This window comes from Variovorax sp. J31P207 (assembly GCF_030316965.1).
In the GTDB taxonomy this organism is placed as follows: Bacteria; Pseudomonadota; Gammaproteobacteria; order Burkholderiales; family Burkholderiaceae_C; genus Variovorax; species Variovorax ginsengisoli_B.
Genome location: NZ_JASZYN010000006.1, coordinates 127931 through 141374, shown reverse-complemented (window position 1 = coordinate 141374; position 13444 = coordinate 127931). Strand labels below are relative to the sequence as shown.

The 13444-nt window shown below is 67.8% G+C and carries 15 protein-coding genes and 1 tRNA gene; 14 read left to right on the top strand and 2 right to left on the bottom strand.

Annotated features, from left to right (window positions below):
• Positions 1–58: 58 nt before the first annotated feature.
• From uvrB to QTI68_RS21175, 13 genes are all read left to right on the top strand, one after another.
• Positions 59–2167, top strand: coding sequence for an excinuclease ABC subunit UvrB (gene uvrB, locus QTI68_RS21235; protein ID WP_286524186.1), 2109 nt, complete (start codon positions 59–61; stop codon positions 2165–2167).
• A 275-nt stretch (positions 2168–2442) separates the two neighbouring features.
• Positions 2443–2979 (top strand): Fe-S cluster assembly transcriptional regulator IscR, encoded by a 537-nt coding sequence (iscR, locus tag QTI68_RS21230; protein ID WP_158720462.1) that lies wholly within the window; start codon positions 2443–2445, stop codon positions 2977–2979.
• A 74-nt stretch (positions 2980–3053) separates the two neighbouring features.
• Positions 3054–4274 (top strand): IscS subfamily cysteine desulfurase, encoded by a 1221-nt coding sequence (locus QTI68_RS21225; protein WP_286524185.1) that lies wholly within the window; start codon positions 3054–3056, stop codon positions 4272–4274.
• A 22-nt stretch (positions 4275–4296) separates the two neighbouring features.
• Positions 4297–4710, top strand: coding sequence for a Fe-S cluster assembly scaffold IscU (gene iscU / locus QTI68_RS21220; RefSeq protein WP_286524184.1), 414 nt, complete (start codon positions 4297–4299; stop codon positions 4708–4710).
• A gap of 1 nt (position 4711) precedes the next feature.
• Positions 4712–5035, top strand: coding sequence for an iron-sulfur cluster assembly protein IscA (gene iscA, locus QTI68_RS21215; RefSeq protein WP_286507593.1), 324 nt, complete (start codon positions 4712–4714; stop codon positions 5033–5035).
• A 60-nt stretch (positions 5036–5095) separates the two neighbouring features.
• Positions 5096–5605, top strand: a complete 510-nt coding sequence (gene hscB / locus QTI68_RS21210; RefSeq protein WP_286524182.1) for a Fe-S protein assembly co-chaperone HscB — start codon at positions 5096–5098, stop codon at positions 5603–5605.
• A gap of 13 nt (positions 5606–5618) precedes the next feature.
• On the top strand, positions 5619–7475 hold the full coding sequence (hscA, locus tag QTI68_RS21205) for a Fe-S protein assembly chaperone HscA (RefSeq protein ID WP_286524180.1): 1857 nt from the start codon (positions 5619–5621) through the stop codon (positions 7473–7475).
• Positions 7476–7478: 3 nt separating this feature from the next.
• Positions 7479–7817, top strand: coding sequence for an ISC system 2Fe-2S type ferredoxin (fdx, locus tag QTI68_RS21200; RefSeq protein ID WP_286524177.1), 339 nt, complete (start codon positions 7479–7481; stop codon positions 7815–7817).
• On the top strand, positions 7817–8536 hold the full coding sequence (gene dnaQ, locus QTI68_RS21195; RefSeq protein WP_286524174.1) for a DNA polymerase III subunit epsilon: 720 nt from the start codon (positions 7817–7819) through the stop codon (positions 8534–8536). Before fdx ends, dnaQ begins: the two co-directional genes overlap by 1 nt.
• A gap of 76 nt (positions 8537–8612) precedes the next feature.
• Positions 8613–8687, top strand: a tRNA-Val gene (locus QTI68_RS21190).
• A gap of 44 nt (positions 8688–8731) precedes the next feature.
• Entirely contained in the window at positions 8732–9829 is a 1098-nt protein-coding gene (locus QTI68_RS21185; RefSeq protein ID WP_286524172.1) for an NAD(P)/FAD-dependent oxidoreductase, read from the top strand.
• A gap of 93 nt (positions 9830–9922) precedes the next feature.
• Positions 9923–10231 (top strand): glycine zipper domain-containing protein, encoded by a 309-nt coding sequence (locus QTI68_RS21180; protein ID WP_286524169.1) that lies wholly within the window; start codon positions 9923–9925, stop codon positions 10229–10231.
• A gap of 33 nt (positions 10232–10264) precedes the next feature.
• A complete protein-coding gene (locus QTI68_RS21175) occupies positions 10265–10948 on the top strand; it encodes a phage holin family protein (protein ID WP_286524167.1) in 684 nt (227 codons plus the stop codon).
• 6 nt (positions 10949–10954) lie between these two features.
• On the opposite strand, the gene QTI68_RS21170 is transcribed toward QTI68_RS21175, so the two are convergent.
• On the bottom strand, positions 10955–12022 hold the full coding sequence (locus tag QTI68_RS21170) for a quinone-dependent dihydroorotate dehydrogenase (protein WP_286524164.1): 1068 nt from the start codon (positions 12020–12022) through the stop codon (positions 10955–10957).
• A gap of 47 nt (positions 12023–12069) precedes the next feature.
• On the opposite strand from QTI68_RS21170, the gene rpiA reads away from it, so the two are divergent.
• Positions 12070–12771: a ribose-5-phosphate isomerase RpiA gene (rpiA, locus tag QTI68_RS21165; protein WP_286524162.1), complete on the top strand. Its 702-nt coding sequence runs from the start codon at positions 12070–12072 to the stop codon at positions 12769–12771.
• 17 nt (positions 12772–12788) lie between these two features.
• Here rpiA and QTI68_RS21160 read toward each other — a convergent pair whose 3' ends face one another.
• Positions 12789–13421 carry a glutaredoxin family protein gene (locus QTI68_RS21160; protein ID WP_286524160.1) on the bottom strand — a complete coding sequence of 211 codons (633 nt, stop codon included), beginning with the start codon at positions 13419–13421 and terminating at the stop codon, positions 12789–12791.
• Between the last annotated feature and the right edge of the window lie 23 nt (positions 13422–13444).

Genomic DNA, 13444 nt, shown 5'->3' with positions numbered 1-13444 from the left:
CGCTGCCCGGTTAGCTTGAATTTTACCGGCCACGCCACCAGCTTCAGCCGTCCACGCCATGCCAGAAACCTCAGAAGTCATTCCCGAACCGCAACATGCCGACCCGGTGGGGCCGCACAAGCCGGGCGAATTCGTCAGTTTTCCCGGGTCGCCGTTCGAGCTTTTCCAGCCCTATCCGCCGGCCGGCGACCAGCCGAAGGCGATCGCGGGGCTGGTCGAGGGCGTGCAGGACGGCGAGGTGTTCCAGACCCTGCTGGGCGTCACCGGCTCGGGCAAGACTTTCACGATGGCCAACGTGATCGCCCGGCTCGGCCGGCCGGCGATCGTCTTTGCGCCCAACAAGACGCTGGCGGCCCAGCTCTACAGCGAATTCCGCGAGTTCTTCCCGAAGAACGCAGTCGAGTATTTCGTCAGCTACTACGACTACTACCAGCCCGAGGCCTACGTGCCGCAGCGCGACCTGTTCATCGAGAAGGACAGCTCGATCAACGAGCACATCGAGCAGATGCGGCTGTCGGCCACCAAGAGCGTGCTGGAGCGGCGCGACACGGTGATCGTGGCGACCGTGAGCGCCATCTACGGCATCGGCACGCCCGAGGACTACACGCAGATGCGCTTCATCATGCGCCAGGGCGACAAGATCGGTCAGCGCGACGTGATCGGCCGCCTGATCCGCATGCAGTACACGCGCAACGAGCAGGATTTCTCGCGCGGCACCTTCCGGGTGCGCGGCGACACCATCGACGTCTTCCCGGCCGAGCACAGCGAGTTGGCGATCCGCATCGAGCTGTTCGACGACGAGATCGAGTCGCTGCAGCTGTTCGATCCGCTCACCGGCCGTATCCGGCAGAAGATCCCGCGCTTCACGGTCTATCCGTCGAGCCACTACGTGACGCCGCGCGACAAGGTGCTCAGCGCGGTCGAGACCATCAAGCTCGAACTCGACGAGCGGCTCAAGTTCTTCGTCGCCGAAGGCAAGCTGGTCGAGGCGCAGCGCATCGAGCAGCGCACCCGTTTCGACCTCGAGATGCTGGCCGAGATCGGCCACTGCAAGGGCATCGAGAACTACACGCGGCATCTCTCGGGCGCCGCGCCCGGCGAGCCGCCGGCCACGCTGACCGACTACCTGCCGAAGGACGCCTTGATGTTCCTCGACGAGAGCCACCAGATGATCGGCCAGCTGAACGGCATGTACAGCGGCGACCGGGCGCGCAAGACCACGCTGGTCGAGTACGGCTTCCGGCTGCCGTCGGCGCTGGACAACCGCCCCCTCAAGTTCGAGGAGTTCGAGACCCGGATGCGGCAGTGCATCTTCGTCTCGGCCACCCCGGCGCAGTACGAGAAGGACAACGCCGGCAACGTGGTGGAGCAGCTGGTGCGCCCCACCGGCCTGATCGACCCCGAGGTCGAGGTCCGCCCCGCCACCCACCAGGTCGACGACGTGCTGCAGGAGATCCGCCTGCGGGTCGACAAGAACGAGCGGGTGCTGATCACCACCTTGACCAAGCGCATGGCCGAGCAGCTGACCGACTACCTGAGCGACAACGGCGTCAAGGTGCGCTACCTGCACAGCGACATCGACACGGTCGAGCGGGTCGAAATCCTGCGCGACCTGCGCCTGGGCAGCTTCGACGTGCTGGTCGGCATCAACCTGCTGCGCGAAGGCCTGGACATCCCCGAGGTCTCGCTGGTGGCGATCCTCGATGCCGACAAGGAAGGGTTCCTGCGCGCCGAGCGCTCCCTGATCCAGACCATCGGCCGCGCCGCGCGCAACCTGAACGGCAAGGCCATCCTCTACGCCGACCGGATGACGGATTCGATGAAGAAGGCGATCGGCGAGACCGAGCGGCGCCGGGCCCGCCAGATCGCCTACAACGAGACCCACGGCATCACGCCGCGCAGCATCGTGAAACAGGTGCGCGACCTGATCGACGGCGTCTACAGCGAGAAATCGGGCAAGGAGGCGGCCAAGCGCGAGCTGGAGCGCGCCAAGGTCGAGGACATGTCCGAAAAGGACGTGGCGCGCGAGATCAAGCGGCTCGAGAAGCTCATGCTGGAGCACGCCCGGAACCTCGAATTCGAGAAGGCCGCCCGGGTCCGCGACCAGTTGGCCGAACTCCGGGAGCAGGCTTTCGGGGCCTCCGGGCACGACAACATTTCCATCTGAGACCTTGCGGGACAGACCAAGAAACTGCGAAGCAGTTTTTGCTCTGTCCCCAACTGATCAGGTCTCCCCGGCCGCCACCGGGTTTACCCCAGCAGCCCGCAGGGGCTTCTGCTATACTTGACCGAAATACTCAAGAACAAAAGAACTTCGCGATGAAGGGCGACTCCAACCTTTCGGTTCACCGATCGGACCGGGGTCGTGCAGGGCGGAGACGACGTCACCGCGGCCCGGGGGGTTCGGTGTCCTTTCCACGGTAAGCACTCAAGGAGCTTGCGATGCGTCTCACTACCAAAGGCCGCTTTGCGGTTACGGCCATGATCGATCTGGCACTGCGCCAGAACACCGGTCCGGTCACGCTGGCCGCGATCAGCCAGCGGCAGCAGATTTCGCTGTCCTATCTGGAGCAGCTGTTCGGCAAGCTGCGCCGCCATGAACTGGTGGAGTCCACCCGCGGTCCCGGCGGCGGCTATTCGCTCGGCCGCAAGGCGGCCGACATCACGGTGGCCGACATCATTGTCTCGGTCGACGAGCCGATCGACGCCACCCAGTGCGGCGGCAAGGAAAACTGCCTCGGCGAGGCCGGGCGCTGCATGACGCACGAGCTGTGGGCTTCGCTGAACCAGCGGATGGTCGAGTTCCTCGACTCCGTCACCTTGCAGAAGCTGGTCGACGACCAGATCGCCAAGGGCGTGCAGATCGAGAACAAGCCGGCCGTCAAGCGGGCGATCTCGGCCCAGCCGGTGGTCAAGCCGATCCGCGTGAACGCACCGAACTCGGTGTTCGCACTGGGCAACGCCTTCGCCAAATCCTGATCCGGCGGCGCCTCCGGGCGCCTCGCTTGAAACACCACACACAACGATCAACCCCACGCCAGCCTGAGCCAGCCATGGACGTCACCCCTCATTTCCCCATCTACCTCGACTACGGCGCCACCACGCCGGTGGACCCGCGCGTCGTCGATGCGATGATTCCCTGGTTGCGCGAGCATTTCGGCAACCCGGCGTCGCGCAGCCACGCCTGGGGCTGGGAGGCCGAGGAGGCCGTCGAGAAGGCCCGTGTCGAGGTGGCCGACCTGATCGGCGCCGATCCGCGCGAGATCGTCTGGACCTCCGGCGCCACCGAGTCGAACAACCTCGCACTGAAGGGTGCGGCGCATTTCTACAAGGGCAAGGGCAAGCACCTCATCACGGTCAAGACCGAGCACAAGGCGGTGCTCGACACCATGCGCGAACTCGAGCGCCAGGGCTTCGAAGTGAGCTACCTGGACGTCCAGGAAGACGGCCTGCTCGACCTCGAGGCGTTCAAGGCCGCGATCCGTCCCGACACCATCCTGGCGAGCGTGATGTTCGTCAACAACGAGATCGGCGTGATCCAGGACGTGGTCGCGCTCGGCAACATCTGCCGCGAGAAGGGCGTGATCTTCCACGTCGACGCGGCGCAAGCCACGGGCAAGGTCGAGATCGACGTCAAGACGCTGCCGATCGACCTCATGAGCCTGGCTTCGCACAAGACCTACGGCCCCAAGGGCATCGGCGCGCTGTACGTGCGCCGCAAGCCGCGCGTGCGGCTCGAGGCCCAGATGCACGGCGGCGGCCACGAGCGCGGCATGCGCTCGGGCACCCTGCCGACGCACCAGATCGTCGGCATGGGCGAGGCCTTCCGCCTGGCCAAGCTCGAGATGAAGGAAGACATCGCCAAGGCCACCGCGCTGCAGAAGCGGCTGCTCGACGGCCTGAAGGACGTCGAGCAGGTCTTCATCAACGGCAACCTCGAACACCGGGTACCGCACAACCTGAACATCAGCTTCAACTACGTCGAAGGCGAGTCGCTGATCATGGGCATCAAGGGCCTGGCGGTGTCCAGCGGCTCGGCCTGCACATCGGCCAGCCTGGAGCCCAGCTACGTGCTGCGTGCACTCGGCCGCAGCGACGAACTGGCCCACAGCAGCCTGCGCATGACCATCGGCCGTTTCACGACCGAAGAAGAAATCGACTACGCGATCTCGACCATAAAGCACAACGTCGCCAAGCTGCGCGAACTCAGCCCGCTGTGGGAGATGTTCAAGGACGGCATCGACATCAGCACGATCCAGTGGTCGGCTCACTGAAAATTCACAGAGGTACCCCACCATGGCTTACTCATCCAAGGTCATTGACCACTACGAAAATCCCCGCAACGTCGGCTCCTTCGAAAAGGGCGACGACTCAGTCGGCACCGGCATGGTCGGCGCGCCGGCCTGCGGCGACGTCATGAAGCTGCAGATCAAGGTCAACCCCGAGACCGGCGTGATCGAAGACGCGCGCTTCAAGACCTACGGCTGCGGCTCGGCGATCGCCTCGTCCTCGCTCGTGACCGAATGGGTCAAGGGCAAGACGCTCGACGAAGCAGCGGCGCTCAAGAATTCGCAGATCGCCGAGGAACTGGCGCTGCCGCCGGTCAAGATCCACTGCTCGATCCTGGCCGAAGACGCGATCAAGGCGGCTGTCAGCGACTACAAGGCCAAGCACGGCGTCGCGGCCGTGGCGGCGGAATCCGTTCACTGACATGGCTGTGACCCTGACCGAATCGGCCGCGCGCCACGTCTCCCGCTACCTCGGCAAACGAGGCAAGGGCGTGGGCGTGCGGCTGGGCGTCAAGACCACCGGCTGCTCGGGCCTGGCCTACAAGCTCGAGTACGTGGACGAATTCGCGCCCGAAGACGTGGTGTTCGAAGACCATGGCATCAAGGTGCTGGTCGACCCGAAGAGCCTGGCCTACATCGACGGCACGCAGCTCGACTTCGTGCGCGAGGGCCTCAACGAGGGCTTCAAGTTCAACAACCCGAACGAACGCGACCGTTGCGGCTGCGGCGAGAGTTTTCGCATCTGAGCCCCCGCTTGCGATGCGCCCAAGCCGCCCACACCAACGTGCCGGCGGCTTTTTAACGTCATGAACCTGAACGACACCGATTTCGTGCTTTTCGCCGTGCCGGCGACCTTTGCGCAGGACCGCGGCGCCCTCGACACCCGCTGGAAGGAACTGCAGCGCGAGGCCCATCCCGACCGCTTCGCGGCGCAGGGCGGCGCGGCGCAGCGGCTGGCGATGCAGTGGTCGGTGCGCATCAACGAGGCCTACCAGCGGCTCAAGAACCCGATCAAGCGGGCCACCTACCTGTGCCAGCTGAACGGCGCGCCGATCCGGGCCGAGACCAACACGGCGATGCCGGCCGCCTTCCTGATGCAGCAGATGGCGTGGCGCGAGGAGCTCGACGACGCCCAGGACGCGGCCGCGTTCGAGAAGCTGCGCGCGGAGGTCGAGGCGGCCCGCGCGCGTGCGCTGTCCTCGCTCGACTGGCTGATCGACGAGAAGGGCGACTACGCAGAAGCGGCACGGCAAGTGAGAGCCCTCATGTTCATCGAGCGCTTTGCCGAGGACATCGAGGCCAAGGTCGACCAATAGAGAAAATAGCGCGATGGCATTGCTCCAGATTTCAGAACCGGGCCAGGCGCCCGATCCGCACCAGCGTCGCATCGCGGTCGGCATCGACCTCGGCACCACCCATTCGCTCGTCGCGGCGGTGCGCAACGGCGTGGCCGAATGCCTGCCCGACGCCGAAGGCCGCGTGCTGCTGCCCTCCGCCGTGCGCTACCTCGACGCCGAGCGCCGGCAGATCGGCTTCGACGCGCTGGCCGCGCGGGCGAGCGATCCGTCCAATGTCATCACCTCGGTCAAGCGGCTGATGGGCCGCGGCCTGGCGGACATCGCCAACCGCGAGGCGATGGCCTACCACCTGGCGGGCGACGGCGGCATGGTCAAGGTCCAGACGGCGGCCGGCGAGAAGTCGCCGACCGAAGTCAGCGCCGAGATCCTGGCGACCCTGCGCTACCGGGCCGAAGACACTTTCAACGACGACCTCCATGGCGTCGTGATCACCGTGCCGGCCTACTTCGACGAAGGCCAGCGCCAGGCCACCAAGGATGCGGCGCAGCTCGCCGGCCTCCACGTCCTGCGGCTCATCAGCGAGCCGACCGCGGCTGCGATCGCCTACGGGCTGGATAATGCCAGCGAAGGCGTCTACGCCGTCTACGACCTCGGTGGCGGCACCTTCGACATCTCGATCCTGCGGCTCACGCAAGGCGTGTTCGAAGTCATCGCGACCGGCGGCGATTCGGCGCTGGGCGGCGACGACTACGACCATGCGCTGGCCGGCCTCGTGCTGTCGCAGTGCGGGCTCGAGGCGCGCAGCGATGCCGATCGGGCGGCCCTGCTGGTCGCCGCCCGGGCCACCAAGGAGGCCCTCTCGGAGGCGCCATCCGCGCCTTTCGTCGCCCACCTGGCGGATGGCGACATCCGGGTCGACGTGTCGCGCGAGCAGTTCGAAGCCGCCACCGCCGCGCTGACCGCGCGCACCATCGCGGCCGTGCGGCGCGTGCTGCGCGATGCGCGGCTGGCGCCGGGCGAACTGCAGGGCATCGTGCTGGTCGGCGGCGCCACGCGCATGCCTCAGGTCCGCCGTGCGGTGGCCGATTGCCTCGGCCGCGAGCCGCTGACCAACCTGGACCCGGACCAGGTCGTGGCGCTTGGCGCCGCGATCCAGGCCAACCAACTGGCCGGCAACGGCGGCGCCGGCGACCTGCTGCTGCTCGACGTGATTCCGCTGTCGCTCGGCATCGAGACCATGGGCGGCCTGGTCGAGCGGATCGTGCCGCGCAACCAGACCATCCCGACCGCGATGGCGCAGGACTTCACCACCTACAAGGACGGCCAGACCGCGCTGGCGCTGCACGTGGTGCAGGGCGAGCGTGACCTGGTCGCCGACTGCCGCAGCCTGGCGCGCTTCGAGCTGCGCGGCATCCCGCCGATGGTCGCCGGCGCGGCGCGCATCCGGGTCACGTTCACCGTCGATGCCGACGGCCTGCTCAGCGTGAGCGCGAAGGAGCAGGGCAGCGGCGTCGAGGCCAGCGTCGCGGTCAAGCCTTCCTACGGGCTGTCCGACGAGCAGATCGCGGCCATGCTGAAGGACAGCTTCGCGACCGCGCAGCAGGACATGCAGGCCCGCGCACTGGTTGAGGCGCGCGTCGATGCCGACCGCATGCTGATGGCGACGCAGAGCGCGCTGGACGCCGACGCCTCGCTGCTGTCGGCCGAGGAGCACGCCGCGATCGAGCAGCTGATGGCCGCGCTGCGCAGTGCGCGCTCGGCCGACGATGCTGCCGTCGTCGAGGCCGCCACCAAGGCACTGGCCGACGGCACCGAAGCCTTCGCGGCCGCCCGAATGAATGCCGGCATCGCGCGTGCGCTCGCCGGCCGACAGATCGAATCCCTCTAGAACATGCCCACGATCAAGATCCTTCCCCATTCCGAGTACTGCCCGCAAGGCGCCGAGATCACGGCGCCGGCCGGCACCTCGATCTGCGAGGCCATGCTCGAGAACCACATCAACATCGAGCATGCCTGCGAGATGAGCTGCGCCTGCACCACCTGCCACGTGATCGTCCGCAAGGGCATCGAGTCGCTGAACGAGGCGGAAGAGGGCGAAGAAGACCTGCTCGACCGCGCCTGGGGCCTGGAGCCGCAATCGCGCCTGAGCTGCCAGGCGATACTCGCCCAGACCGACTTGACGGTCGAGATCCCGAAGTACTCGATCAACCACGCCAAAGAAAACCACTGATGTCCAGGCTCATCGTTCTAGACACCGAGACCACCGGCCTGTCGGCCGAGAACGGCGACCGCGTCATCGAACTGGGATGCGTGGAGCTGTTCAATCGCAAGCTGACCGGCAACGACCTGCACATCTACTTCAACCCCGAGCGCGAGAGCCACGAGGACGCGCTGAAGGTGCACGGGCTGACCACCGATTTCCTGCGCGACAAGCCGAAGTTCGCGACGCTGGCGCAGGATGTCGTCGACTACCTGCGCGATGCCGAGCTGATCATCCACAACGCGGCCTTCGACGTCGGCTTCCTCAACAAGGAACTCGAACTCGCCGGCCTGCCGCCGCTCGCCAGCTTCGTCGGCGAGGTGACCGACACGCTCGCCATGGCCAAGGCGGTCTATCCGGGCAAGCGCAACTCGCTCGATGCGCTGTGCGATCGCTTCGGGGTCGACCGGTCGAACCGCACCTTCCACGGCGCCAAGCTCGACGCCCAGCTGCTGGCCGACGTCTACATCAACCTCACGCGCGGACAGGATGCGCTGCTGATCGATGTCGCGTCGAACGAGCCCGCGCACGGTGCGGTGCTGGCGATCGACCTGAGCGCCTTCGAGCTGCCGGTGCTGGTCGCGACCGAGCACGAACTCGCCGCCCACGAAGAGGTTTTGGCGCAGCTCGACAAGTCCAGCAACGGCCGAACGCTTTTTCGCCAGACGGCCGAAAAAGCTGTGGCATAATCGCAGGCTTCGCATCGCACGGTGCGAAAACATCCAAAAGGTGTGCGGCCAGATTCACTCTGACACCGTGTACCGGGGGCGGTTAGCTCAGGGGTAGAGCACAGCATTCACACTGCTGGGGTCGGAGGTTCGAAGCCTCCACCGCCCACCAATCACTTTCTTCATCGTCGGCATCCCGCACGCTAAGCTTGCGGGATGGACGAATTCGATTGCGCCGTCATTGGCGCCGGCGTGGTGGGTCTGGCCGTGGCGCGCGCGCTGGCCCTGCGGGGACGCGAGGTCATCGTGCTCGAATCCGAGGGCGCGATCGGCACCGGCACCAGTTCGCGCAACAGCGAGGTGATCCACGCCGGCATCTACTATCCCCAGGGCTCCCTGAAGGCGCAGCTGTGCGTCGAGGGCAAGCAGCGTCTGTACGCGTACGCCGAAGAACGCGGGCTGCCGCATCGGCGCTGCGGCAAGCTGATCGTCGCCACCAGCGAAGCGCAGGTCGGGCAGCTCGAGGCGATCGCCGCCAAGGCGCGCGCCAACGGCGTCGACGACCTCGTGCCGCTCTCGCGCACGCAGGCCAGGGCGATGGAGCCGGCGCTCGAATGCCTGGCGGCCCTCCATTCGCCGAGCACCGGCATCGTCGACAGCCACGCGCTGATGCTGAGCCTGCAGGGCGACCTCGAGCATGCTGGCGGCGTGCTGGCGCTGAAGTCCGGCGTCGTCGGCGCCGAGTGCGGCGGCGCCGGCATCGTGCTGAAGGCTTCCGACGGCACGGCCCTGCGCTGCAACAGCGTGGTCAATGCGGCCGGTCTGGCCGCGCCGCAGCTGGCCCGGCAGTTCGACGGCCTGCGCGCAGCCGCGGTGCCGGGGGCCTGGTTCGCCAAGGGCAGCTATTTCACGCTCGCCGGCCGGGCGCCGTTCAGCCGCCTGATCTATCCGGTGCCCGAGGCCGCGGGACTGGGCGTGCACCTGACCCTCGATCTCGGCGGCCAAGCCAAATTCGGCCCGGACGTGCAGTGGGTGGCATCGCCCGACGACCTGGTGGTGGACCCGGCGCGCGGCGAGGGCTTCTATGCCGAGGTGCGCAAGTACTGGCCGGCGCTGCCGGACGGTGCGCTGGTGCCGGGCTATGCCGGCATCCGACCCAAGATATCCGGTCCCGGGGACGCCGCGGCCGACTTCATGATCCAGGGCCCGGCGGCGCACGGCGTGCCCGGGCTGGTCAACCTGTTCGGGATCGAGTCGCCGGGGCTCACCAGCAGCCTGGCGATCGGCCGCTTGGTCGGTGATCTGCTGTCGTAGAGCCGCGCGGGCATGTACCATGGAACGGCGTGCCGTTTTGTCGGCGCGGTGTCGCCGGCGCGGTGCCGGCGTGAATGAGGAGGACCTTTTTCGATGACTGCTTCCACCAACCTCGAAGCCGCGGCCAACGCCGTGGCCGAAGACATCGCCAGCGATGTGCGCGGCGTGCTCGCCAGCAAGGACCTCGATTCCGTGCCGCATATCAAGGCACTGCGCCAGCGCATCGACAGCAAGCTGGCGATCGCGCGCGAGCTGGCGGCCGAGAAGAGCCGCATCGCCGCGCAGAAGGCCCGTGAAGCCGCCAATACGGCCAATGCCTACGCGCATGACGAACCGTGGCAAATTGCCGGCGCCGCGCTGGCCGTGGGTGTGCTGGTGGGCCTGCTGCTTGGGCGCCGCTGATCAACGCCCCAAGGGCGCGGCGGAGTTCGGAGGATGAGCCTCAGCGCCCTGTTCGGAATCAAGTCCCGCCTGCGGCGCCTGCGCATCCTGGCCGGCGAAGGGGCGCTGGCCGCCGGTGATCGCGCCCAGCTCCTGCGGCTGGCCTGGGACGAGGAGAAGCAGCGCCTGCGGCTGATGCTCGGCCTCGGGGTGGCGGTCGCCGGGCTGACCACCGTCGTCATCGCGCTGCTGTCGGTGGCGATCGTGGTGCATTTCTGGGACACGCCGTATCGCGCCACGGTGGCCTGGGTGCTGGCGCTGGTGTGGGGCGGGCTCTGGATCGCGGCCGTGCTGCTGCTCATGGGCACGCTGCGCAAGTCCTCGGCCTTCGATTCGGCGCGCGTGACCTTCGAACGCGATCTAGCCTGGATCCACCAGCGCTTCGGTGCCGACCAGGACGAAGACGACCCGCATGCGCCTTCGCTCACCAGCGAGCAGCTGCTGGCGCGTATCGAGCGCCAGCGCGCGCGCATCGCGACCCTGGAGGCGGCGGCCAGCGGCGTCGGCGAAGCACCGGGCCAGCCCGAAACCGCCTCGGCTGCGGCCCTGCGCATCGCGCGCGAACACCCGATCGCTACCGGGGTCGCGACCGCCGCGGTGATCGCCGTGCTGGGCCCGCGCCGCCTGGTCCGCTGGGCGACAGTGATCGCCCCGGTGCTCTGGCGGATGCGCGGCTGAAGCGTCTCAGGCTTTGCCTGCGCGCAGGGCCTGGGCGGCCTGGCGCACCAGTGCCGGGCCGCGGTAGATGAGCCCGGTGTAGATCTGCACCAGGTCGGCGCCGGCCTCGACCTTGGCCAGGGCGTCCGCTGCGCTCAGCACGCCGCCTGCGCCGATGATCGGAAAGCCCTTGCCGAGCGTTGCGCGCAATTGGCCGATCACCCGGTTGCTGGCTTCGCGCACGGGTGCACCCGACAGGCCGCCGGTTTCTTCGGCATGGGGCAGGCCGGCCACGGCGTCGCGCGCCAGCGTGGTGTTGGTGGCGATGACGCCGTCCATCCGGTGGCGCAGCAGCGTCGCGGCGATCACCTTGACCTGCGCCTCGTCGAGGTCGGGCGCGATCTTGACGAACAGCGGCACCCGCTTGCCCTGGCGCGCCGCCAGCGCTTCGCGCTTGTCGGCCACGGCACCGAGCAGGCCATCGAGTGCCTCGTCGCTTTGCAGCGAGCGCAGGTTGGCGGTGTTCGGGCTCGAGATGTTGATCGCGACATAGTCGGCGTGCGGATAGACGCCATCGAGGCAGACCAGGTAGTCGTCGACCGCGCGCTCGATCGGGGTGGCGGCGTTCTTGCCGATGTTGAGCCCCAGCAGCATCGGCGGCCTCGAGGTGTCGCGCCGGAAGCGGGCCCGCTGCACGTTGGCGATGAAGGCCTCGAGGCCTTCATTGTTGAAGCCGAGCCGGTTGATCAGGGCGTCGCGCTGCGGCAGGCGAAAGATCCGCGGCTTCGCGTTGCCCGGCTGCGGCTTGGGCGTGACCGTCCCGACTTCGACGAAGCCGAAGCCCATGGCGCCGAAGGCGTCGATGCAGCGGGCGTTCTTGTCAAGGCCCGCCGCCAGTCCGACCCGATTCGGGAACGACAGCCCTGCCAGGGTGATCCGATCGGCCACGCGCGGCGCCGCGTAGGCGCAGGCCAGCGGCGTGTTCTGGGTCCGCGCCAGCGCGTCCAGGGTCAGCTCGTGGGCCCGTTCGGCGTCGAATCCGAACAGGAAGGGGCGGGCAAGCCCGTAAAGAGAGGAGGGCAACGGCAGGAGCATCGGATAATTCTCGGCTTCAGACTTCAATCAGCCCAGGATTCTCCCCGATGACTTCCTCCGCACCCGCTCCCGTCCTGACGCAGGACGAACTCAAGGCATTGGTCGGCCGTGCCGCGCTGGACTACGTGCCCAAGGGCGAGATCATCGGCGTCGGCACCGGCTCGACCGTGAACAAGTTCATCGAGGCGCTGGCCGGCATCAAGGACCAGATCCGGGGTGCGGTCTCGAGCTCGGTGGCATCGACCGAGCGGCTGCGGGCGCTGGGCATCGAGGTGTTCGACAGCAATGCCGTCAACGAACTGGCGGTCTACATCGACGGGGCCGACGAGATCGATGGCCGCGGCTACATGATCAAGGGCGGCGGCGCCGCGCTCACGCGCGAGAAGATCGTGGCGGCGCAGTCGAAGCGCTTCGTCTGCATCGCCGATGCCTCCAAGCTGGTGAACACGCTGGGCGCCTTCCCGCTGCCGGTCGAAGTCATCCCGATGGCGGCCCGGCGCATCATGCGGCAGTTCTCGCGGCTGGGCGGCCTGGCGCAGGTGCGCGAGAAGGACGGCGCCCCGCTGGTGACCGACAACGGCCAGCACATCGTCGACGTGACCGGCCTGCGGATCACCGATCCGCTCGACTTCGAGAACGAGGTGAACCGGTGGCCCGGCGTGGTCGAGGTCGGCGTGTTCGCCCACCAGCGCGCCAGCGTCTGCCTGCTGGCGACGCCCTCGGGCGTGCGCACGATGAACTTCGGCTGAGGGGACGCCGGAAGCTGCTAGAACCGGATCCCGGCCGGGTTGCTCGGCGTCGGGCCGTTGGCCGCAGCCGGCAGGTCGGCCGCCGGCGAAGGCGCCGGTGCCGCGGCGGCCGGCGCGGGCTCTGCCGCGGGTTGCTGCGCCACCAGCGGCTGGGCAGGGCCGTTGCGCCAGCCGGCCGGCAATTGCGAGCTCTTGGGATAGCCGGCCGCATCCAGGTACTGCGACCACTCGGCGTCACCGAAGCCCTTGAGCTGCTGCGATCCGATCGTCAGCAGCGGCAGCGAGCTCTGGCCGCTCAGGCGCTGGAGCGCCGCCACGTCCTCGTTGGACTTGACCGTGCGTTCGTCGAAAGGCACGCCGCGCGTGACCAGCAGCGAGCGGCCGGCGGCGCAAGGGCCGCAGTCCTCGCTGGCGTAGAGCGTGACCGGATAGCGCTGGACCACCTGCCGCAACTCGTAGGGCAGCCCGCCGCCCGCGCTCGCGACGCTGTTGCCGGCCCGGGCCGGCGCCGCCGGCGCGTTGGCGCTCGGCGGCTGGTCGGAGAACGTGACCTTGCCGTTCTTGTCGACGTTGCGGTAGACCGGCTGCGCCAGCGCAGCGCCGGCGACCAGCAGCAAGGTGAGGCCCGCGAGGGCAGTCTGGAGTTTCATTGGTGCTTTCCGGATTCCAATGT

Coding starts and splice junctions, on each gene's coding strand:
- uvrB (WP_286524186.1), top strand. CDS start 59: ATGCCAGAAACCTCAGAAGTCATTCCCGAACCGCAACATGCCGACCCG.
- iscR (WP_158720462.1), top strand. CDS start 2,443: ATGCGTCTCACTACCAAAGGCCGCTTTGCGGTTACGGCCATGATCGAT.
- QTI68_RS21225 (WP_286524185.1), top strand. CDS start 3,054: ATGGACGTCACCCCTCATTTCCCCATCTACCTCGACTACGGCGCCACC.
- iscU (WP_286524184.1), top strand. CDS start 4,297: ATGGCTTACTCATCCAAGGTCATTGACCACTACGAAAATCCCCGCAAC.
- iscA (WP_286507593.1), top strand. CDS start 4,712: ATGGCTGTGACCCTGACCGAATCGGCCGCGCGCCACGTCTCCCGCTAC.
- hscB (WP_286524182.1), top strand. CDS start 5,096: ATGAACCTGAACGACACCGATTTCGTGCTTTTCGCCGTGCCGGCGACC.
- hscA (WP_286524180.1), top strand. CDS start 5,619: ATGGCATTGCTCCAGATTTCAGAACCGGGCCAGGCGCCCGATCCGCAC.
- fdx (WP_286524177.1), top strand. CDS start 7,479: ATGCCCACGATCAAGATCCTTCCCCATTCCGAGTACTGCCCGCAAGGC.
- dnaQ (WP_286524174.1), top strand. CDS start 7,817: ATGTCCAGGCTCATCGTTCTAGACACCGAGACCACCGGCCTGTCGGCC.
- QTI68_RS21185 (WP_286524172.1), top strand. CDS start 8,732: ATGGACGAATTCGATTGCGCCGTCATTGGCGCCGGCGTGGTGGGTCTG.
- QTI68_RS21180 (WP_286524169.1), top strand. CDS start 9,923: ATGACTGCTTCCACCAACCTCGAAGCCGCGGCCAACGCCGTGGCCGAA.
- QTI68_RS21175 (WP_286524167.1), top strand. CDS start 10,265: ATGAGCCTCAGCGCCCTGTTCGGAATCAAGTCCCGCCTGCGGCGCCTG.
- QTI68_RS21170 (WP_286524164.1), bottom strand. CDS start 12,022: ATGCTCCTGCCGTTGCCCTCCTCTCTTTACGGGCTTGCCCGCCCCTTC.
- rpiA (WP_286524162.1), top strand. CDS start 12,070: ATGACTTCCTCCGCACCCGCTCCCGTCCTGACGCAGGACGAACTCAAG.
- QTI68_RS21160 (WP_286524160.1), bottom strand. CDS start 13,421: ATGAAACTCCAGACTGCCCTCGCGGGCCTCACCTTGCTGCTGGTCGCC.